Source organism: Aphanothece sacrum FPU1 (assembly GCF_003864295.1).
GTDB lineage: Bacteria > Cyanobacteriota > Cyanobacteriia > Cyanobacteriales > Microcystaceae > Aphanothece_B > Aphanothece_B sacrum.
In genome coordinates this window covers 131021-153586 of record NZ_BDQK01000006.1, presented here as the reverse complement: position 1 = coordinate 153586, position 22566 = coordinate 131021, and the positions used below count along the sequence as shown (strand labels likewise).

General features: G+C 34.3%; 18 protein-coding genes. 13 read left to right on the top strand and 5 right to left on the bottom strand.

Annotation, left to right across the window (positions count from 1 at the left end; genetic code table 11):
* Positions 1 to 257: 257 nt before the first annotated feature.
* From AsFPU1_RS08360 to AsFPU1_RS08335, 6 genes are all read left to right on the top strand, one after another.
* Positions 258 to 995 (top strand): Tic22 family protein, encoded by a 738-nt coding sequence (locus AsFPU1_RS08360; RefSeq protein ID WP_125061081.1) that lies wholly within the window; start codon positions 258 to 260, stop codon positions 993 to 995.
* Positions 996 to 1010: 15 nt separating this feature from the next.
* Positions 1011 to 1916, top strand: coding sequence for a peptide chain release factor N(5)-glutamine methyltransferase (prmC, locus tag AsFPU1_RS08355; RefSeq protein ID WP_124977227.1), 906 nt, complete (start codon positions 1011 to 1013; stop codon positions 1914 to 1916).
* A 591-nt stretch (positions 1917 to 2507) separates the two neighbouring features.
* A complete protein-coding gene (locus tag AsFPU1_RS08350; RefSeq protein ID WP_125061080.1) occupies positions 2508 to 2855 on the top strand; it encodes an NfeD family protein in 348 nt (115 codons plus the stop codon).
* A gap of 19 nt (positions 2856 to 2874) precedes the next feature.
* Complete coding sequence (locus tag AsFPU1_RS08345) at positions 2875 to 4221, top strand: flotillin family protein (protein ID WP_124977224.1); 1347 nt, start codon at positions 2875 to 2877, stop codon at positions 4219 to 4221.
* Between the two features lie 64 nt (positions 4222 to 4285).
* The gene (locus AsFPU1_RS08340) at positions 4286 to 5575 is read left to right on the top strand and encodes a flotillin family protein (protein ID WP_124977222.1); all 1290 of its coding nucleotides are present in this window, start codon (positions 4286 to 4288) and stop codon (positions 5573 to 5575) included.
* Between the two features lie 707 nt (positions 5576 to 6282).
* Positions 6283 to 6825 carry a PAS domain-containing protein gene (locus tag AsFPU1_RS08335; protein ID WP_227875712.1) on the top strand — a complete coding sequence of 181 codons (543 nt, stop codon included), beginning with the start codon at positions 6283 to 6285 and terminating at the stop codon, positions 6823 to 6825.
* A 10-nt stretch (positions 6826 to 6835) separates the two neighbouring features.
* On the opposite strand, the gene AsFPU1_RS08330 is transcribed toward AsFPU1_RS08335, so the two are convergent.
* Positions 6836 to 7834, bottom strand: coding sequence for a Gfo/Idh/MocA family protein (locus tag AsFPU1_RS08330; RefSeq protein WP_227873525.1), 999 nt, complete (start codon positions 7832 to 7834; stop codon positions 6836 to 6838).
* Positions 7835 to 8080: 246 nt separating this feature from the next.
* Here AsFPU1_RS08330 and AsFPU1_RS08325 point away from each other — a divergent pair, with 246 nt between their 5' ends.
* Positions 8081 to 8383, top strand: a complete 303-nt coding sequence (locus tag AsFPU1_RS08325) for a 2Fe-2S iron-sulfur cluster-binding protein (RefSeq protein ID WP_124975099.1) — start codon at positions 8081 to 8083, stop codon at positions 8381 to 8383.
* Between the two features lie 407 nt (positions 8384 to 8790).
* Complete coding sequence (locus AsFPU1_RS08320) at positions 8791 to 9087, top strand: ferredoxin (protein WP_124975097.1); 297 nt, start codon at positions 8791 to 8793, stop codon at positions 9085 to 9087.
* A gap of 91 nt (positions 9088 to 9178) precedes the next feature.
* Here AsFPU1_RS08320 and AsFPU1_RS08315 read toward each other — a convergent pair whose 3' ends face one another.
* Both AsFPU1_RS08315 and AsFPU1_RS08310 read right to left on the bottom strand, forming a co-directional pair.
* Positions 9179 to 10534: a 2-succinylbenzoate--CoA ligase gene (locus tag AsFPU1_RS08315; RefSeq protein WP_124975095.1), complete on the bottom strand. Its 1356-nt coding sequence runs from the start codon at positions 10532 to 10534 to the stop codon at positions 9179 to 9181.
* Positions 10535 to 10736: 202 nt separating this feature from the next.
* Positions 10737 to 12146, bottom strand: a complete 1410-nt coding sequence (locus AsFPU1_RS08310; protein WP_227873524.1) for a helicase C-terminal domain-containing protein — start codon at positions 12144 to 12146, stop codon at positions 10737 to 10739.
* A gap of 489 nt (positions 12147 to 12635) precedes the next feature.
* Here AsFPU1_RS08310 and AsFPU1_RS08305 point away from each other — a divergent pair, with 489 nt between their 5' ends.
* Positions 12636 to 13676 (top strand): glucokinase, encoded by a 1041-nt coding sequence (locus tag AsFPU1_RS08305; RefSeq protein WP_124975091.1) that lies wholly within the window; start codon positions 12636 to 12638, stop codon positions 13674 to 13676.
* A 39-nt stretch (positions 13677 to 13715) separates the two neighbouring features.
* A complete protein-coding gene (gene proB, locus AsFPU1_RS08300) occupies positions 13716 to 14834 on the top strand; it encodes a glutamate 5-kinase (protein WP_124975089.1) in 1119 nt (372 codons plus the stop codon).
* 100 nt (positions 14835 to 14934) lie between these two features.
* On the opposite strand, the gene AsFPU1_RS08295 is transcribed toward proB, so the two are convergent.
* Positions 14935 to 15708 (bottom strand): COP23 domain-containing protein, encoded by a 774-nt coding sequence (locus AsFPU1_RS08295; protein ID WP_124975087.1) that lies wholly within the window; start codon positions 15706 to 15708, stop codon positions 14935 to 14937.
* A 723-nt stretch (positions 15709 to 16431) separates the two neighbouring features.
* On the opposite strand from AsFPU1_RS08295, the gene AsFPU1_RS08290 reads away from it, so the two are divergent.
* From AsFPU1_RS08290 to AsFPU1_RS08280, 3 genes are all read left to right on the top strand, one after another.
* The gene (locus AsFPU1_RS08290; protein ID WP_124975085.1) at positions 16432 to 16836 is read left to right on the top strand and encodes a RidA family protein; all 405 of its coding nucleotides are present in this window, start codon (positions 16432 to 16434) and stop codon (positions 16834 to 16836) included.
* A gap of 300 nt (positions 16837 to 17136) precedes the next feature.
* Positions 17137 to 18186, top strand: coding sequence for a DUF3474 domain-containing protein (locus AsFPU1_RS08285; protein WP_124975083.1), 1050 nt, complete (start codon positions 17137 to 17139; stop codon positions 18184 to 18186).
* 134 nt (positions 18187 to 18320) lie between these two features.
* The gene (locus tag AsFPU1_RS08280) at positions 18321 to 18938 is read left to right on the top strand and encodes a hypothetical protein (protein WP_124975081.1); all 618 of its coding nucleotides are present in this window, start codon (positions 18321 to 18323) and stop codon (positions 18936 to 18938) included.
* Positions 18939 to 19083: 145 nt separating this feature from the next.
* Here AsFPU1_RS08280 and mfd read toward each other — a convergent pair whose 3' ends face one another.
* Positions 19084 to 22566 carry a transcription-repair coupling factor gene (gene mfd / locus AsFPU1_RS08275; protein WP_124975079.1) on the bottom strand — a complete coding sequence of 1161 codons (3483 nt, stop codon included), beginning with the start codon at positions 22564 to 22566 and terminating at the stop codon, positions 19084 to 19086.

The window sequence follows — 22566 nt, the reverse complement described above, 5'->3', positions numbered from 1 at the left end:
ATAAAAGGCTAAAGTCTTATCCTCTAGAAACAAAGTCCGACAAGCGCGTACTAAATTATAAGTTGCATAGGCAATCTTTGTTTATATAGCTTAACTATGAACGAGTTAAAGTCTATTATTTGTGATAATTTAGCATAACAACTCCGGTAGAACCTTAAGTCCTGAAATTTAAACCTATATTTAGCCCCCAGAAATTTGTCAAAAAATCGCCCCTATACTTATGTTTTAATACCAATATCAAAGAAACGAGAATTAAGATGAAAACTTTAAAGCGTTGGGGAATTACCCTAAGTTTAATAGCAAGCACCCTTATACCCACTTGGTTAAGTCAATCTTCTGCCGTTTTAGCGTTACCTGAAGCAGATATTGTACAAATGTTAAGTGGAATTCCTGTTTTTACCTTTCTTGATGCTCAAGGCGCACCTTTGGTAGCTCAACTGGAAGATAAAACAATATTTGCTAGTATATTTATGAGTCAAAGAGATGCTCAACAAGCTTTAGCTCAGTTCCAAAAAGATAAGCCAGACTTAGCTAGTCAATATAAAATTAAAGTGATTTCTTTAGGAAAAATATATCAATTTGCTAGAAAAAATTCAACTCAGTCTCAACGGTTTGTGCTTCAATATGTTCCGACTCAAGTTGAATTTGATGCAGCTAAAAAAGTGGCTGGTATTAATGGACAACCATATCAAGGAGGTGTTCCTGTATATATTGCTAATGGTGGCCCAGGAAAAGGCTATTTAACTATTAAACAAAATAATCAGGATATTGTTCCAGTATTTTTTGAACAAGGGGCGATTCAGAAAATGGTTGATGAGTTGAAAAAAAATAACCCTGAAGTGGGGTCAACTCTCAAAATTGAAGTGATTCCTCTAAATATATTAATAGCTAATTTAGAGCAACAAGATGATGAATTTTGGAAAAGTATTCGCTTGTGGCCCTCTCAAGAAATGATTCAAATTATTCGAGCTAATGCCCCAAATAAACCTAAATAATCTGACTTTAAACTAATGTTAAACTCGCCAATTGTATCCGGTCAAGAGTTGGTTAAATGGCGAAATTGGGCGAAACAAGAAGCAATTACCTTTAATATTTCGGCTCAAGAAGTAGACTGGTTATTGCAAGAAGTTGCCCCATTAGATACACTTTCTTTACGTCTAGAATCGTTTAAGCAACAATCACAAATTCCCCTTAAATTTTCTTTATCTGAATTAACCAAATTATGGCAACTTCGTGTTAATAAAAGGGTTCCGGTTCAATACTTAGTCGGTGTTACTCCTTGGCGTAATTTTCGTCTCAAAGTATCCCCTAGTGTTCTTATTCCTCGTCCCGAAACTGAATTAATTATTGATTTGGCAGTTGCAGCAACACAAAAAAGCCCCATCAAGGGTTTAGAATTAGGGCATTGGGTTGATTTAGGGACGGGAAGTGGTGCGATTTCTTTAGGACTCGCTCAGATGTTCCCTGACGCTACTATTCATGCTGTAGATACCAGTAGAGATGCTTTAGCTATTGCCGCCGAAAACAGCCAAGATTTAGGATTTTCTGACATAATTAACTTTTATCATGGATTTTGGTGGAGTCCTCTCCAGGAGTTTCGAGGAAAAATTAGCGGGATGGTGTCTAACCCTCCTTATATTCCTACAAAAACCCTTTCTCAACTTCAACCGGAAGTGAGAGAACATGAACCTTCTTTAGCATTAGATGGAGGTGAGGATGGATTAGATTCTATCCGTTATTTAATCAATACATCCCCTGATTATATCATTTCTGGTGGGATTTGGTTAATTGAAATGATGGCAGGACAGGGAGAAATTATCTCTAAATTATTAAAAAATTCTAATAATTTTATTGAGATTAATATATGTCCTGATTTAGCAGGAATTGACCGATTTGCGATGGCTTATCGTCGCTAAGATAGAATTTTATTCTATAATTTGATCCGATTTTTATGAATAATATGAAGTTTATGAAAAATAAGAAAACCTGATAGAAACAAACATAACGTAAAGATAAATTAAGTTGTTATTGTTTTTTTTTTGATAATGCTTTAGCATGGCAGTAAGTAACTGAACAAAAATAAACGTTACGGTGAAGTGAGCAGGGGAGCAGGGGAGCGCCGGAGCAGGGAGAGGGGTTACAACCTAGTTACATTTCTTAACATAGTATTGTTTATTTATGTCCGACTACTTATAGCAAATTTGATTCTTAACTATGTTTATCAGATTCATGCGTAGAGAGGTTTAAGGAGAATAATTCGAGTTAATCAGTGATTAAGTAGATAGACAAAATTAATTACATAAAATTTGTAGGGGCCGGTTTTTTACATAAATCAATGATTCTCACAAAAAAGTTAAATAAACCCGCCCCCTATTACTTCTTCTTGCTATTATCATCAAAATTTTTTGTCATTAAAAATCAATAAACTTTAGTTTTAAGCTTATCCTTTTAATTCTTACAATTCAGTAAATAATCAGGGAGTTTATTAAACATGAAGGGAAGGAATAATGAATCAACAAGAACTACTCAGATTAGCTCTAATTTCCATTTTAATCGGTATTGGTATAGGGGGTCTTTTTCTAATAATTCTCAAATTACAGAGACAAAATACCGTGATAAATAGTTTCATTGATTTTGATAATTTAGTCGGTTTAATTGGAGTTGTAGAGATTCCATTTGATCAAGATAGCAAAGGAAAAGTAAGAGTAATTTTTGAAGGCAATACCCGTTACTTTAAAGCGGTTAGCCATTTAACTCATCAATTTGAAGTAGGAGAAAAAGTCTTAATTACAGAAGTGCAAAGTAACAAAATCTGGGTCATTCCAGAAAGTGAATTAAGAAACTTTAACAACTAATAACTTAGGATAATTAATCATGACCATTCAATCATTTACAACAAAACAAACCCTAATTACTCAAGTTCCTGCAAGTGATCCTTATCAACCTGTAACCCCTAATAAATCAGATAATTCCTCATTAAGTTTAATCGTTTTACCCTTTGCATTATTTATATTTGGATCAATTTTGTCAGTTTGGTTTATTAAATCATTTTTATGTATTTGTAAACCCAACGAAGTTGTTATTTTGTGTGGCAGAAAATGGAAAAATAAAAAAGGTCAAGAAGTTGGTTATCGAGTCTTAACAGGGGGACGAGGAATTCGTATTCCTATTGTGGAAACAGTTAAACGAATTGATGTTACAACTACTCCCATTAGAGTGGAGATTAAACAAGCTTATTCTAAAGGAGGAACCCCCATCAATATTCAAGCTATTGCTAATGTTAAAGTATCAAGTAATCCTACTATTGTAGGTAATGCAATTGAACGATTTTTAGGACGCGATCGCCAAGAAATTATTAGGGTAGCGAAAGAAACATTAGAAGGGAATTTAAGAGCAGTAGTTGCTACTTTAACCCCGGAACAAGTAAACGAAGATACCTTAAAATTTGCTGAGAGAATCACTTCAGATATCAGAAAAGATTTGATGAAATTAGGTATAGAAATTGATACCTTAAAGATTCAAAATATCTCTGATGATGTAGGTTATTTAAACTCTTTAAGTCGAGAACAAATTGCTTTAATTATTAGGGATGCAGAAATTGCTGAATCTGATGCTTTGAGCGAAGCTGAGAAGATAGAAGCTCAATGTGACGAACAGGCTAAAGTAGCACAAACTCAGGATCAAATTATCATTTTAGAGAAACAAAATGAACTGAGAAAACTCAAAGCTAGACTCGAACAAAAGGCAAAATCTGAAGAAGAAATCACTATTGCTGCGGCGAAAGAAAGACGAGCTAAAGTAGAACAACAACTACAAAAAGTTAGGGCAGAATTAGAGAGATTACGGTTACAAGCGGATGAAGTTTTACCCGCAGAAGCACAACAAAAAGCATCACAATTAAAAGCCAAAGGAGATGCAGCAAGTTATGAAGAAAATGCCAAAGCTGCTGCCTTAGTGAATGATATGTTTGCTCAAGTTTGGCGAGATATGGGACAAGAAGCTTCAGAATTATTCTTAATTGAACAACTAGAAGAAGTATTACAACAAGCGACAAAAATTCCGGCTAAACTTCATCTTAATCACATAACAGTGATTGATAATGGAGATGGAAAATCTGTGTCTGTTTTACTTAAAGTTTACTTAGAAATTCTTGAGAAATTTTTTGAAAGTGCTGCTAAAACCTTGGGAATTAATGTTATTGATATTCTCACTCATAAGTAGGTGGTCATAATTAAAGTCATAATAGAAAAGTTCGTATATTATTAGTGATCAAAGGAGATGTAAAATGGAACTCATTGCTTTTTTATTAGGATTTTTGGGATTAGGAACAGGTGCTAGTTTATTAGTCATCCGTAACTATTACTATATTTGTCAACCCAGTGAAGTATTAATTTTTGCGGGAAGTAGTCAGACAACACCAACGGGAGGGAAAATTGGTTATCGTTTAGTAAAAGGTGGTAGTAGTCTACGAGTTCCTTTAGTTGAAGAAGTCTTTAAAATGGACTTAACTAATATGATTATTGATCTTAAGGTTTCTCATGCTTATGCTAAAGGAGGTGTTCCTTTAACCGTAGCAGGTGTCGCTAATATTAAAGTAGCAGGAGAAGAACCATTAATTTATAATGCCATTGAAAGATTGTTAGGGAAAAAACGCAAAGATATTGAACAGTTAGCAAAAGAAACTTTAGAAGGAAATTTAAGAGGAGTTTTAGCTAATCTTACCCCAGAACAAGCTAATGCGGATCAAATTGCCTTTGCGAAAAGTTTATTAGAAGAAGCAGAAGATGATTTAGAGAAATTAGGATTGGTTTTAGATAGTTTGCAAATTCAAACAATTTCTGATAATGTCCACTATCTTGATTCTATTGGAAGAAAGCAACAAGCAGAGTTATTTCGGGATGCTAGAATTGCTGAAGCAAAAGCAAATTCTCAGTCAATTATTCAAGATTCAGCTAATAGAAGAAATACCGCTTTAAGACAAATAGAAAGGGATTTAGAAATTGCTAAAGCTGATGCGGAAAAACGAGTTAGAGATACTCAAACAAAGCGGACTGCAATGATAGCTGAAGTTGAATCTGTAGTCATGGCAGAATTATCAAAAGTTGAAGCAGAAGTTAAAGTACAAACAGAAAGAATTAAACAAGTAGAGCAACAATTAGAAGCTGATGTTATTGCTCCTGCTGAAGCAGATTGTCAACAAAAAATTGCTAAAGCAAGAGGAGAAGCTGCTAGTATTATTGAAGATGGCAAAGCTGAAGCTGAAGGTAAAACACAATTAGCTTTATCTTGGAAAGCGGCTGGCCCTAGTGCTAAAGAAATCTTTCTCTTTCAGAAACTTGAATCCCTATTAAAAATTATTGCTGATAGTGTTCCAGAGGTAGATATTAACAATGTGACTGTTATTGATGGAAGTCAGGGAAATAATATTCCTAAAATTGCTTCTTTTGTTGAGCAGTTAAAAGAAACAACGGGGGTAGATGTAACAAAAATTATGGGACAATTCAGTAGTCATACACCTAAAGAAAATGGTCAAATTTCTCTAGTTAAACTACCTGAACCGAAAGAAGACTCATGAAGTGATGGGATGATAGTTTGACCAAAAAAAAAGGTTTCAAGCCTCCTATGAGCAAGAGGATAGAAATAAAAATATTCGTTGTTTCAAGCTACCGACTTGTTTGCGGTAGTAACTGATAACTGATAACTGTTAACTGTTAACTGAAATGACGGTTTGTTTCCGCGCTTTGCCAATATACAGTTTAAATGCGTAGAGGCTTACGAAAACGGGCGTTGCTGAATCGGAGTATGAAACAGCAATTTTTTGCGTTGATTCTTTGCGCGAGATAAAAATCATACCATCAATCAGCAACGCCCGCAAAGGTGGGCTAAGTCGAGTTAGGGCTTGAACATAAAATTCTACAATGCTTTCAAGCCCTAAATAGCTTACTACAAACATTTGTTTATGATAGAAACTGTTACTTTAACTGTGATCCCTATTTCCACTTAGTAAAGTGGATATTGATTATCCCAAAATTGTCCAAAACTGCATTTATCTCAACTGCCTATAATATAACAAAAATCGGAAGTTTTTAATATTAGTCAAAGAAGTTATCTAAAAAATAATTACCTACTTTTATCTCCTATAACGACTACAGAATGAGCATTGTAGCCTTATAAATATATCATTAATTCATTTATTCAGTTAATCAATAATGTGACATCTTGTACAGAAAAGCAGTTAAACTGATGATATTGTAAAAGCATACCAATCATTTCCTAATCCCAATGAAGTTGCAGCTTGACAAGTTATTAGATGCTCTTGTCTCTAATATTTTTGTGCTTGATAATAACTCATCTTTTGAGAAAGTATCGTCTCAAGGAGAACTAACTATAGAGGAAAAAGGGAAAAAGACAGATAAGCTAACCATAACAGAGGAATTTATTGCTCAACAGAGTCAAGAAAATAACAAAATTAAACAAATGTTAGAAGCAAAAGATCAAGTTATTGAACAACTGAAAAATCCCGATAATCTAGGACTTACTAAAAAAGATTTTCAACGAATTCTAGAAGGGGTAACAGAAGGATTAGTGCTTATTAATGATGAAGGAAAAGTTAAGTTTGTTAATACTGCCGCAGCGAAATTATTTGCCCGTCCTAAATCTGAATTAATCAATTATTTTTTAGGATTACCCATCGCAGACGAAGGTACACAGGTAACAATTTTTCGTCCTGGGGGTCATTTAATTATGGCAGAAATGCGGGTTTCTAGCATTACTTGGGACTCAAAAACGGCCTATTTAGCTTCCTTAAAAGATGTCGCAGTTTAAATCTAACGACTTAATCGTATTCATTTAAAAATACAGTTTTTCCTAAACGAGAAGACTGTTCAGCAGCATCAGCAACTTGCAAAGCATAAAGACTAGATTTAGGACTAATATAAAGGGGTTTACCCTCAAATAAATGCTCTAAAACCATAATAGTATCTTGAGCAAATAAACCCCGACGACTCCCTAATTCAATACTTTTTGTTCCCTCTTTTGTAATTAATTTTCCCTGATCTCCTTCAAATATTAATTTACCCTGATCTCCCCATAATTCCAAGGTGCGATCGCTTTGATGAAAAACTTCACCTTTGCCATATATTATATCCACACTTAACCCTTGATTAAACTGTAATTTAGCATCACATAAAGAAGCCTTATAATATCCATCTTCTAGAGTATCCCAATAACGGGAATGACAAGTAATAGATTTTACCTCCCCAAATAAATCAGTAAAACGATGAAAACGAGGTAAGGCAGCTTTAAAAGGAAACCCGAACATTTGATGATGATAAGTCCAACGACGCGGGACAGGATTTTGTGGTGCAATGGTCACATAACGACCATAAAAAATTGTTCCCAACTCAGGTAAATAATGACGAATTGTTTGATGCAATGCCCCTAAAATTTCGATATGTTCAACATGGAGTAATTTATCTTTTTGATTAGCTAAACTTAATAAATACTTAGCTTGGGCTACATCTAAAGATAAAGGATACTCTAAAATGATGTGTTTTCCCGCTTCTAGAGCAGCTTGAGCAATTATACCATGATCTTGATTAATGCTACAAATAGCCACTAAATCAATATCTTTGTCCTTAACTAAGGTTGGCCAAGAATCCCTTGATGAGATATCATAAGTTTGACAAAAAGTCTTCACCGTTTCGGGTGTATGTCCACTAACTAAACAAAGTTGCGATCGCTGATCTTGTTGGAAAGTTTCAGCCCGTCTTTGAGCAGCATATCCCGTACCAACAATACCAATTTTGAGAGGATGAGAATGAGAAAGTATCACAATTATTAGAACTTTAACTTTATTGATTAATCTTAAAAAGATTATATATGAAACTAAACAGAAAATAAAAAAAAATCTAAACTTATTATCTTGATGAATTAATTAAGATGGATTAATTTATTTAAGAATTTCTTTACTCCTTTCGTTAAAAAATAGCATGATTTTCCTATAGTATCAAAAAAGGGAACTTATGATGAAAACCATCATAGGTAACAACAGCCGTTTCACTTGAACCAGGAATCACTTATGGCAACTTACAAAGTTACTTTGATCAACGAAGAAGAAGGAATCAACGCTATACTTGAGGTAGCAGATGATCAGACCATCTTAGACGCAGGAGAAGAAGCCGGACTAGATTTACCCTCTTCTTGCCGCGCTGGTTCTTGTTCAACCTGTGCCGGTAAACTGGTAAGTGGTGCTGCTCCCAATCAAGACGATCAGGCGTTCTTAGATGACGATCAATTAGCTGCCGGATGGGTGATGACTTGCGTTGCTTATCCTACAGGAGATTGTACTATTATGACTCACCAAGAAAGTGAAGTTCTCTAATTGATGACTCACTAGGATTTTCCTCTCACTCCAGCAGGGAAAATAGATCTCCAGTTCCTGCTGGAATGAAATAAGAAAGATCGTCAATCAAAGCTATAAACATAACTAATACTCATAAGTCAATAATTGATTCTTAAACGGGTCAAAATGTCAACAAACTAAACCATATATTGACATAAGGCTATTAAAAGAATAGATTAAACTCAATTATTTACCCCATAAGAGTCCACCATAGATAAGTAAAACTTATTTTAAGTTTGTTTGAGAATTTCATTACTAATCCCTACTCAACTATGGATGGTTTTCCCGTAGTATCTAAAGATGAAACTTACTAATGAAGTCATAGAGCTTAATCTACCTTCATTGTAAGGGAAAACTGCTGTTTCACTTGAGAAGAGGAACTATCCATGGCATCTTATAAAGTTACTCTAAAGACTCCCGATGGAGACAATGTAATTACAGTACCTGATGACGAGTACATTCTAGACGTTGCTGAAGAGCAAGGCTTAGATTTACCCTACTCCTGTCGCGCTGGTGCTTGCTCTACCTGTGCTGGTAAGCTGGTAAGTGGTCCTGCTCCTGATCAATCTGATCAATCTTTCTTAGATGATGATCAAATTCAAGCTGGATATATTCTTACTTGTGTGGCTTATCCTACCGGAGATTGTGTTATTGAAACACATAAAGAAGAAGCACTATACTAAGTGACAATAGGCACGTTGGGGTAGTAAATATTCCAAATTTCTATAATTATAGCAGGGACGAGAGCAATTATCTCCCTGCTTTATTATTTCTTTATTTATTACAATTTAGATAGGTAAGAGCGATTTCTCTTAATTTCTGATAATTTAATTTACCCTGTTGGTTTCGCGGTAATTGAGTTAAAGGAATCCAATATTTAGGTTGTTTAAATTTACTTAATTTATAATTAATAGAGGCTTTAATTGCTTCTACTTGAACTGAGGAGTTATTGGGTAGATAAAGAGCAGTGACTGCTTGTCCCCATTGAGGATCAAAAATTCCAATAACACTAATATCTTTGACTAATCCTGTCTCAAGTATAGCAGATTCTATCTCTTTTGGAAAGACATTTTCCCCACCAGTTATGATTTTTTGATTATTTCTACCCACAATATATAAATAGTTTTCATGATCAAAATATCCTAAATCATCAGTCATAAATTGATTAGGGTTTTCTTGATGAGGATAGTAACCTAAAAATAAAGACTTTGCTTGAATGCTAATCAAGCCTGTTTTTGAATCAATTAAAATATTAGCATGAGGCAAAACCTGACCTGTACTTTGATTACCTGAGAGAAAATTTTCTGGTTTTAGGGTAACAATTTGAGAAGCAGTTTCTGTCATTCCATAAGTAGGAGCTACGTTTAATTTATAGTTTCTAGCGGTGTCCAAAAGACATGGCCAAGCAGGTGCGCCTCCTAATAAAATAGTTTTAAATTGAGTTAATAATTTAGGCTTATTATCTAATAGAAATTGTAATTGTGTTGGCACAAGAGAAATAAAAAAATCACTTAAATCTAACTCTATTTTATCATTTTGTTTAAGTCTTGTATAGGGGTAAATAATAATTTTACCTCCTGTTAAAAAAGAGCGCATAAACTGCATTAATCCACTAACATGATAGAGGGGTAAAGTACAAAAAGAATTAACAGTATTAACCTCAAAAAAATCAGTAAATCCTTTAACAGAAGCGGATAAAGTTTCCCAAGTATGAATAGTAAAACGAATTTTTCCTGATGTTCCTCCAGTGGGAATCATTATCTTATTTTTTAAGTTTAATAATTCAGAATTAATCAGAGTAAAATTAGGGGTTAATTGTTCTGTTATATTTAATCCAATAATTAGATTAGGTTGAACTAAATCAATTACTTGTTCTAATTCTATTTGTCCCCATTGATTATAACCTAAAAAAATAGGGCATTCAGCGATAATTCCAGCCAAAAATGCAGCTAAAAATTTATAATCATTTTGTTCTAGTAATAAAATTTTAGGAGTTAAGTTCTTCTTTTTGATATCATTAATTTTTTTTAGATAATCTCTTGTTAAATCATAGAAATCTTTACTATTATAACCAAGCAAACAACCTTGATTTAAGTATTTTTTTAAGAGAGATAATAAGCTGTTAAGCATCTAAATTAGTTTGTGGAGACAAGGGAACAGAGAACCTGGAATAGTAAGGGTTATCAGCTTTTTTAACTAATTAGAGAATACCCAGTTTAAATGCGTCTTAGCTTACAATTAACATAACGAATTTATATTATTTGCTAATAATATTATGGAATGATCATAATCTTCATTTAATCAAATAAATCATAGTAATGCAGCCTTATTGTTATTCAAACCAACTAGCATCAATATAATTAATTTTAGCATAAGGTTCTAAAGCCGTCAAAATTTGATGACCATAACTTCTATAATTAACTCTATTATCTAATAAAGCGACAATTCCTTGAGATTCTCGTAAAGGCATTACGGCCCTTTGTATAGCCTTTAATGCTGTCGGAAGCAGATAAGAACGAAACCAATCTTTATGCTGTCGCTTACAATAAGTAACACGGGCAGCTACTAAGGGATTTTCTAAAGAAGGAATAGGTAAAGTTGCCATCACTAATAATTGAGGAATAGGTAATACTTCCTGATAAGAATCCCAAAAATCCCACCCACTAATTAAAATACTATTGTCACTAATAGTTGTTTTTTCTACCTGTACTCTTGAACCAAATTCAGCCGCTAAAGTGGTTCCTACTTGTGATTTTAACGGAGTATCATTAACAATAATAATAATTGGATTTGAGCGTTGAATACAAACTTTAATTAAAAGGATAATTTCTTCAATTAAAACTCCTTGAAATTCAGGAGTATTAGGTAGAGGAAAACGATCCCTAATATATAATTTAATTAATTCATTTTGTCTATTATGAGAGAATTTTAAACAAAGAATATCATCTGTTAAACCAATGGTTTCGCGATAAGTATTAGCGGTTTTATCTCCATCTAAAAAACCCCCCATTAAAACGACTGGGGAAGCTTGCCAGATAGGTTGTAAAATTGAAGCAACATCTAAAGGACTAATATGGAGATAAAATTCTTGCTGTTGACGATCAATAGATGCCCAAACTAATTGATTTGGTTGTTGACTTTGTTGGTAAAATTGTTGCAAGGGAGATTCCCCCGTTAACACTTCCCCTAAGTGTTGTAAACTATCATAAGCTTCTCCTTCGATGAGGTAACATTCATAAGGATTATTTGGATGACTAAAAATGTTATTTTTGAGATGAAAACGAACCTCTTGAATTAAATTACCATAAGCAGAATAAGCGGTTTGTAATTGTTGCCAATGCTCAGGGGTAAGGGTTAGAGTAAGATAGTCTCTTGTCCACTTTTCTAGGTTATCCGCATCATCAATGAGAGTGGGAATATGATCAGGAAAATCAACTCGTTTAGTTAGATAATGGCTTAACCAAACTTGAGGAGATACCATTAAAAGCCCTGTAAAATTACTAAAATTAATTGTATTTTCTGCTTTTTTAATTACTTTATCAGTTTGTAACCATTGCTGAAGACAAGGAATTTGGTCTTGGAATAATCGTTGTTGTACCTTAAGAGGAGCTACTAATAAAACAGAGCGATCACTTAATAAAGCTGGCATTAAATAACTTAATCCATAACGAGAGACAGTGCTACCAGTTTGAATGATAGCAGAACGGCCTAAACGTAACCCCCGTGAAACTAAGCGGGCCATGGTTAAATGGTGATCCCATAAAGGTTGTTTTTTTTCTCTTAAAAATGAACGTAATGATCCATGAACCGTTGCTTCAAGTATTGTATTAATGGCTTTAAACCTCTTATCTAAATATTAATTAAAATAAATTTATAGCAATAGCAAAATATTAGATTAAATTATTTTTAGACACAATAATGGTATTATAACATCTTAACATATTTTTCTTAAAATTGCCAAAATCTTATAATTGAGCAAATTTAGCCAAAATCAGGAAAAATGGATAACAGGTAAATTTATGTTAAGCCAATAATTTGATGAAAAAGAATAGTTGATTAAATCAGTAAAATAAAGTAACTTAATTGATGGGCAAAAACTAGGGTAATTATTAATTGATCATAATGTAGACGTTTCTTTGTTGGAATCTTATGATATCAAGAAAATTGACATAGATTATTTTACTCAATAAAACCCAACCCGAACCAAATTTAATCAGGAGTTAAACGAATCATGACAATGCTACTCGCTGGGGATATCGGTGGAACGAAAACAATTCTTCGTTTAGTCAACTCACAAGCTTCAGTTAATGAGAATCATTTACCCCAACAAACAACCCTTTATGAACAAGTTTATCCTAGTCAAGAGTTCTGTGACTTAGTGCCAATTATACGTCATTTTTTTGAGGAAGCAAGTCACATATTAAACAAAACATTGACCGTCAAAAATGCTTGTTTTGGCATTGCGGGGCCAGTGGTGAATAATGCTTCAGAACTAACTAATCTCCATTGGTTATTAACAGGCACTCGCTTAGAGCAAGAACTTTTCTTAGAAAAGGTAACTTTAATTAATGATTTTTCTGCCATTGGTTATGGAATTTTAGGATTAAGAGAAGATGATTTATATACTCTACAAGACGTTCAACCTAACCCCCAATCTCCTATTGCTGTTTTAGGGGCCGGAACAGGATTAGGAGAAGGATTTTTATTACCTTTTCCTAATGGGAGTTATGGGATATTTGCCTCAGAAGGATCTCACGCAGATTTTGCCCCTCGTACTTCCTTAGAATTTGAATTAATGACTTATATTCAAAAAAATTCACAAATATCTAGAGTATCAGTAGAACGAGTAGTATCAGGGCCAGGAATTGTTTCAATTTATCAGTTTTTACGCGATCGCTACCCTGATCAAGAAACAGATATTATGAAACAAATTTATAAAGTTTGGCAAGAAGAAAATATTGATTTAGCAGCAGAAGTTTCTCAAGCAGCCCTCAAAGATAAAGATATTTTGTGTGAGCAAACTATGAAAATATTTATAGAAGCTTATGGGGCAGAAGCTGGTAATCTATCCTTAAAATTATTACCCTATGGAGGATTATATATAGCCGGAGGAATTGCCGCTAAAATTTTACCTTTGATGCTACAAGGAGACTTTCTTAAAAGTTTTCGAGATAAGGGACGTTTAGGTTCTTTATTAGCTAATATTCCCTTTCATATTATCTTAAATCCTCAAGTTGGATTAATTGGGGCTGGTTTAAAAGCGGCACACTAAATTGATAGATTATTGTTTCCTATTTCATAATAATAATTGATGAATTCTCAACAAACCATTGTCATTAAAATTGGTACATCTAGTTTGACCCAAGCAGAAACGGGACAATTAGCTTTATCAACTATCGCTGCTTTAGTAGAAACCTTAACTCAATTACGACAATGTGGTCATCGAGTAGTCTTAGTTTCTTCTGGTGCAGTTGGGGTAGGATGTGGACGACTTAATTTAAAAGAACGTCCCAAAAAAATAGCTCTAAAACAAGCGATCGCGGCTGTGGGACAAGGGCGTTTAATTAGGGTTTATGACGACCTTTTTAGCACTTTAGGACAACCTATTGCCCAAGTCTTATTAACCCGTCGAGAATTGATAGAAAGGACTTGTTATGTGAATGTTTATAATACTTTTGATGCTCTGTTGGAATTAGGAGTAATTCCTATTGTCAATGAGAATGATACAGTAGCAATTGAAGAATTAAAATTTGGGGATAATGACACTCTTTCCGCCTTAGTTGCTAGTTTAATTAAAGCGGACTGGTTATTTATTTTAACGGATGTAGATAGGCTATATTCGGCTGATCCTCGTTTCGTACCAGATGCTAAACCTATTATTTTAGTGAATAAGGCTGAATTTGCCCAATTACAAGTTCAAGCGGGGGATAAAGGTTCTCAGTGGGGAACAGGTGGAATGATGACCAAATTAGCTGCAGCGCGAATTGCTACCAGTGCTGGGGTTAGAACAGTCATTACTCATGGAAAATATCCTCACAACTTGTTTAAAATATTACAAGGAGAGAATATTGGCACTCAGTTTGAACCCCAACCTAAGAGTGATAATGCTCGTAAACGTTGGATAGCTTATGGGTTATTACCAACAGGAAAATTATACTTAGATAGTGGGGCAGTTCGGGCAATTTGTCAAGGAGGAAAATCCTTATTAGCTGCCGGAATTACCAAAATTGAAGGACAATTTGAGGCGACAGAAGCCGTACAATTATGTGATGGAAATGGTAAAGAAATTGCTAGAGGAATTGTTAATTATAATAGGGAGGAAATTGATAAAATAAAGGGACATCGTTCTGATGAAATTGCTCAATTATTAGGCTATGAAGGGGTAGAGACTGTTATTCATCGAGATAACTTAGTTGTTAGTAATGGATAGTAACAAATTGATAATTGATAATTCATAATTCATAATTCATAAAAAAACCTCCCCTAATTAGTTTAAGGAGAGGATAAAAATTGATGAACAATGACTTAAATTAGCGATACTTATCCGGGTTAAGTGTACGAGAATTTGAAGGTGAATTTGAGGGGTTCTTGCGTAATTTTGATCCAGTTCCACCATCAGAGGGATCAAGAAAAGGTCTTAAATTAATTGCATTACTAGCGGTATTAGTTGGAGTTTGTCTACCCATTTGGGGAATTTTTCCATTCAAAAGTTGACCTAATTGATTTCCTAAAGAATTACCAGAATTTCCTCCAGAAAAAGCATTAACACCTTGACCATATTGTCCTTCCTCTGCAGCTACTAAAGTTTGGAAAATCTGATTACGAGTAATTTCGGCATTTTTACCAGGAGGAACCGTTAAAACAATGCGACAAGCAGCATCTTGTTGAGTAGTGACACAAATTGTATTATAATTATTTTGTCGTCCTGTTTTTAATTCTAATAAACCATCCGGTCGATACATTTCTAAGCGACGACTAATTTCATTACAACGACGTTGTGCTGTCCAACCATCTCCTAAATCACTGGGAATTGCCCAAGGATAAGGTTGACTTCCTTGACTTTCAGGATGATACATAACAGTATATTTTCCTCTTTCCATCTGACAGGTAAAACGAGGATGATCATAACTGGTATTAACAGGAGGTGGGGGAGGGGTAGAACCTTGACCAGAGGTATCAATAATAATATCATTGGGGGTCTTTTGGGCGATCGCTCCCAAAGGGTTCAACAAAAGAGCAAGGGAAAAAGAAAAAATTGCACTGTTTACTAAACAATTTAAGTGTTTTTTAGCTTGTTTACTCATAATTTTATTACCTTAGAGTTACTCCTTTTGTAAAATCTATTAAGTAGGAGGTCATAAATAAACGAATGTTTGTAGTAGCTTCCCTTTAGGGATTGAAAGTTTTGTATAATAATGGCTAAAGCCATCACTAGGAACTTTTCTATTGTTATTTTAATTATCACCACCTACTTACTATCTAAGTTAACGGATATTTGCGATAGAGAGGATCAGTAAGTGACACTTTACAGAGTGAACAGTTAACCCGACAAATTTTAGATTGTTGAAATGATTTTAGGTCTTATCCATAAAAACGTTAATAGAATTATCTGCTTTAATTCTGGCTTTGTTGCGATTTTTCGACCCTTTGATCTTACGACTAAGATTTCTTTGAAGTCTCCCTAATTTTTGAGCAGCCCTTCTATAAGGTTTCAGATTAGGAAAGACTGGTTCTACGAAACTTACTATGCTAAACTAACAATTAATAAAAGGCTAAAGCCTTATCCTATAAAAACGAAGTCCGATGAGCGCGGACAGCCATTATAGATTGTGTAGGCAACCTTTGTTTGTATAGCTTAACTATGAACGAGTTAATGTCTCTTATTGGTAATAATTTAGCATAACTTGTCCGGTAGAACCGGAATGCAGTTTTGGGGATTTACTGGATAGTATCGTACTATAGCCAATCGTTTAAATTCATGTACAATAAAGTAAGTGAAAAACGTTTTTTTGTTGTAGTATTAATCCATGAGTAATTATCAAGTAATTCGTACAGAAAATGCCCCCGCACCCGTTGGCCCGTATAATCAAGCGATCGCAGCTACAGGGAAATTATTATTTGTAGCAGGACAAATTCCTTTAGATGCAACTACGGGGGAAATTGTGGGAAATGGAGATATTACCCAACAAACCCAACAAGTAATGAGAAATCTTGAAGCTATTTTAAAAGCTGCTGGAACCAGTTATAATTATGTAGTAAAAACGACAGTGTTTCTCAGTGATTTAACAAATTTTGGAGAGATGAATCAAGTTTATGCTCAATATTTTAATTCAGAAAGGGCCCCCGCTCGCGCTTGTGTAGAAGTGTCTCGTCTTCCTAAAGATGTGTTAGTTGAAATTGATTGTATTGCGGTGATTAATGAGCAAATTTAGAGAGGTTTACTGACAATACCAGTCCCAGTAAAATAGAAAAACTGATAAATTGTGGTCGGCATTTAAGTAGAAAGAGAATCTTGATTTTAAACATATTGTTTTAACTTCTTAATTCTGCCCTAGGTTCAACGGGTTACGTTTCTCACTAGGCTATAATTGATCTCAGTTTAACCTTTAACAAAATTAAATTTTAGGTTTAGGGTAAAAAGGGTCACTCTTTAATGTAGAATAATAAACTTAGATCAAGAAAAATTAACTCTTTTTCCTCAAACAAGCTTTAAATAGGAGAACCAGAACTGAATGCAGCAACCCATGACTGCGTATAGGCCGCAACCCAAAGTCGTTGACCTTCCCTTTAGTTTACAAGATATCAAAGAAGCAATTCCCCCCCATTGTTTTGAATCTTCTGTGGTTAAGTCTCTTTCTTATTTTGTTTGGGACGTTTTTATTGTTTGTGTCCTCTATGTGATCGCTCATAGTTTAGATTCTTGGTTTTTCTGGCCCATCTTTTGGGCAATGCAAGGAACCATGTTTTGGGCTTTATTTGTAGTAGGTCATGACTGTGGACACGGTTCATTTTCTCGTTATAAATGGCTAAATAATTTGATTGGTCATTTATCTCATACGCCTATTTTAGTGCCGTTTCATGGTTGGCGTATTAGTCACCGCACTCATCATAAAAATACAGGTAATATTGATACTGATGAAAGTTGGTATCCCATCACAGAATCTAAATATAATGAGATGGAATGGTTAGAAAAATTTGTCCGTTTTAAAATGGTTTTATTTGTCTATCCATTGTATTTATTTAAACGGACTCCGGGTAGAAAAGGAACTCATTTTGATCCGAATAGTCCTTTATTTCGTCCTTCTGAAAAATGGGATGTCCTCACCAGTACCATTTGTTGCTCATTAATGATAGGTTTATTAGGATTTCTCACCTATCAATGGGGCTTTTTATGGCTAGTTAAATACTATCTTGGCCCATACATTGTCTTTGTCATGTGGTTAGATTTAGTAACCTTTTTACATCATACTGATCCTGATATTCCTTGGTATCGTGGAGAAAATTGGTACTTCTTAAAAGGTGCTTTATCTACGGTTGATCATGATTATGGGTTTATCAATGATATTCATCATAATATCGGAACTCATGTGGCTCACCACATCTTTTTAACCATGCCTCATTACCATTTAAAGACAGCTACAGAAGCAATTAAACCAATTTTAGGTGAATATTACCGCAAGTCTGATCACTCAATTCTTGATGCTTTTATTCGGGGCTATAACAATTGTTATGTTGTACCTGATGAGGGTGGAAAGGTTTATTGTGAACCCAGAGAATTGTAATATTATCCTATAATTCTATTCTTGGTAGGGGTCAACGGCCGTTGACCCCTACTTTTTTAACGGCCAATTATACTAAATCCGGTTTAGAAAAGCGGTATCATAGGAATAATCATATATCGGTTAGGTTTATAACAATGTCTTACAGTGAATTTACCCTGTCACAATTGGAATCTGAGTTTAATTTAATTCTGCAAGAACGGGTTCAAATTTTCAAGAACATTCAGTCAGTAACACCAAGCCCACTATTGAGGGAAATTTTAGAAGAAAATATACCGTTAGCATTGGATATTGATACAGAAAAGGCGCGATCTGAGTTGATTATATCGCCAATCATGGTTGAGCTAAGGAAGTATTTTAATCGTCAGATTAGTTTTTTTTCTGGTGTCGATTTTAGTGTTGACAAGTCTAAGGGATTGACTGGACGGTGTGATTTTATTATTAGTTATTCTCCTAAACAATTGGAAGTAACAGCTCCAGTGGTGACTTTGGTAGAAGCAAAAAATGATAATATTAAATCCGGTATTCCCCAATGTATTGCGGAGATGGTGGCGGCGCAAATTTTTAATGAGCGGCAACAAAATCAAATTTCTTGTATCTATGGAGTGGTGACAACGGGTAGTAATTGGAAGTTTTTAAGACTGGTTGAAAATCTAGTGGATATTGAGGCTGGGGAGCATTTTATTGGTGATTTGGAGGGTTTGTTTGGAATTTTGTTGGACATGATTAAGATGACTCATCTTCATTTTGGATGATGGGTTCTTGTTGATTTATCTTTTCAGTTTCTATCGAAACTAAGATGTAAAATTAACCAGTAAAATGCCAAATTAAGAAACTTCTGAGTTTAAAATTATCATTCTAATTTACTGACTGTCGTACAAAACGTTGATTATTTAGTTTCTATTCTATTTTTTGTTCAGGCAAAGCTCCTTTCATCTTCCCTAACCATTCGATTAAACTTTCTAATTGTTTATTCGGTCTTACAATTCCTAATCCTCTTACTGTTACTTTTTTTGGACTATAAACAAAGCGCGATCGCAAATGATTGGGTAAATTTTCTTGTAACAGTTTCCAAGCGGGTTCTTCCATGGGAGTTTCTAATACTATATGTTCTTTTCCTTCTGGTTTAATACGAGAAAATCCTAAAGATTTAGCAATTTGTTTTAACTCTATTATAGCAAATAATTGTTGCACAGAAGAAGGAATTTTCCCATAACGATCAATCCAATCTGCTGCAATTTGTGTTAAATCTTCTTTAGAATTAGCTAAAGTAATTGTTCGGTAAGCATCAATTTTTTGTTGTAAATCTGGTATATAATCTGCCGGAATAAAGGCAGTTAATTGTAAATCGATTTGAGTATCTTCTACTTTTGGAATTTCTTGACCTTGAATTTCTTTAATTGCCTCTTGTAACATTTCCATATAAAATTCAAAACCAATGGCTTCCATTTGTCCTGATTGTTCTGCTCCCAATAAGTTCCCAACTCCTCTAATTTCCATGTCACGAGTTGCTAATTGATACCCCGAACCTAATTGACTAAATTCTTGTAATGCTCTTAATCTTTGTCGGGCAGTTTCTGTTAATTCTCCCTTACTGGGATATAATAACCAAGCATGGGCTTGTATACCTGAACGTCCGACTCGACCTCTTAATTGATACAGTTGAGATAATCCAAATTTTTGCGAATCTTCGACAATAATAGTATTAACTCTAGGAATATCTAATCCTGATTCAATAATGGTTGTACAGACTAAAATATCAGCCTCTCCATTATTAAATTCTAACATAGTTATTTCTAATTCATTGACATCCATTTGACCATGAGCTACTAATATTCTAGCACTGGGAACCATTTTTTTTAATTGTCCGGCAACTTCTTCAATTCCTTCGACTCTAGGAACTACATAAAAAATCTGTCCACCTCTATCTAATTCGTTACGGATAGCAGTTCTAATCACATCAACATTATAACTAGATAAATGGGTTTTAATAGGGCGACGAGAAGGGGGAGGAGTCGTAATCAAACTCATTTCTCGTATTCCTGAAAGAGACATATATAAGGTTCTTGGAATAGGTGTGGCACTCAATGTTAAAACATCAACTTGAGTTTTTATTGCTTTAATTTTTTCTTTCTGATTTACTCCAAATCGTTGTTCTTCGTCAATTACTAATAATCCCAAATCTTTAAATTTTACAGTTTTTCCTAATAATTGATGAGTCCCTACTACTATGTCTAATTCCCCGGTTGCTAACCGTTGCACAATGTCTTTTTTCTCCGATATTGTACGAAATCTATTTAATAAACCAATCTGAATAGGATAGGGTGCAAATCTTTCTTTTAGGGTATGATAATGTTGTTGAGTTAAAATTGTAGTTGGGGCTAATAAAACAACCTGTTTATGTCCAGTAGTAACTGCTTTAAAAATAGCCCGCACTGCTACTTCTGTTTTCCCAAATCCCACATCTCCACAGACTAATCTATCCATCGGGCGATCGCTTTCTAAATCTATTTTAACCTCTTGAATAGCTTTTAATTGATCTGGAGTTGGTTGATAGGGAAAAGAATCTTCTAACTCTTGTTGCCAAGGAGTATCAGACGCATAGGGATAACCCACTTGTTTTGAGCGTTTCGCATATAGATTTAATAAATCAACCGCTAATTTTTTAATTGATTTACGGACTCTTTGTTTTGTATTTTGCCAGGCTTTTCCTGACATTTTATGGAGTTCAGGAGGTTGATTTCCTGTTTGACGATAGCGAGAAATACTATCAAGAGAATCCGCCGGAATTCGCAATAAACCGTCTTCATATTGAATAACTAAATATTCACGAGTAGATAAACTTTCTAACTTTAAAAATTTACCAATTCCATGACTTTTATGAACTACATAATCCCCTGGATGGAGTTGATTAATATCAATTTGTTTAGAAGCTGCACGGCGACGTTTACGCACATATCCAGCTGTGGCTAAAACGTGCTGTCCAAAGAATTCTTTATCTGTAACAACAACAATCCGAAAAGTGGGCAAAATAAAGCCTTCTAATTCAGCTAATCCTGAATATTTTAGAGCAATTGCTGTATTTTGAATCTGGAATTTATTGATGGCTGGATAATCACGGGGATTAGGAATAAATTGAGCAGCACAATCATGTTCTTCTAATAAAGAAACGGTACGGGAAGGTTGGGCAGAAATTAACCAAGTTGCATATTTATTTAAACTAATTCCACTATAAATTTCTCTTTTTCCTCTCAAGATTTCTGCGAGTCTGGCAAATTGATTAGGAGTAGTAGGAATGGGACGACTTGATAATTCTATTGCTTTTGTATCAGTTACTTCTGATAATTCAGATAAATATAATCTGGGAAATTTGTCAGTTAATTCTAATAATTCGTTAAATCTTCGATGAATTTTAGGTACACTAGGTTCTAATTCTTGCCAGTTATCATCTAGATAATCTAACCAGCGATCATTATGAGAGTTACACTGTTCAATTTCATCAAAAACTAACAGCGTATTATCTCTTAAATAATCTAAAATACAAGCAGGAGTATCAAAAGCTAATCCTAAAAATCTACCCATTCCTGGCGGATAATTATTCTGTTCTAAATTCTCTTGTTCTTCGGCAGATAAATAATCATTTAATGAATAATTTTTATCTTTAATTGCATTAGCTATAATGGGAATAAAGCTAGTTGGAGTTAATATTAATTGCTCTATTTTATCTAGGGAACGTTGAGTTGCGGGATCAAATTCTCGGATTTTTTCTAATTCATCCCCAAACCATTCTAAACGCAGAGGTAATTCTGAAGAAACAGGAAATATATCAATAATATCACCTCGGCGACTCCATTGCCCTTCTGTTTCAACTAAAGAGACTCTCTCATATCCTAATTTAACTAATACTTCATCAATTTTTTTAGAAGATTGTGTCATTCCCACTTGCAAAGTTAGACAATAATCTTGAAAAATATTCGGGGGAGGTAAATGGGGTTGTAAGGCTTTTTCTGTAGTGACAATAGCTAACTGATTATTCGTTGATACTTGATTATTTAGAATTGATAGTACTTGCATTTGTCCCCAAATCATCTCAGATTCAGGGTTAAAAGATTCGTAGGGAGAAGCTTCAGAAGTAGGATAAAAATTAACCGTTTTCCAACCCATAATTTCTAATTGTGCGGCCCATCTTCCTGCTTCTTCGAGGGTAGCACAAATCACTAATAAATTTTGCTGATTAGATTGGGCTAAAGTTGAAGAAATTAACCCTTTAGGAAGTCGAGGCGCACCTTTTAATCCTAAGTACCCTTGTTGTTTAAGTTTCCCTAATAGTTCTTGGGTTAAGGGAGATTTTTGTAAGGTACGAATCAGTGAAGAAAAAACCAT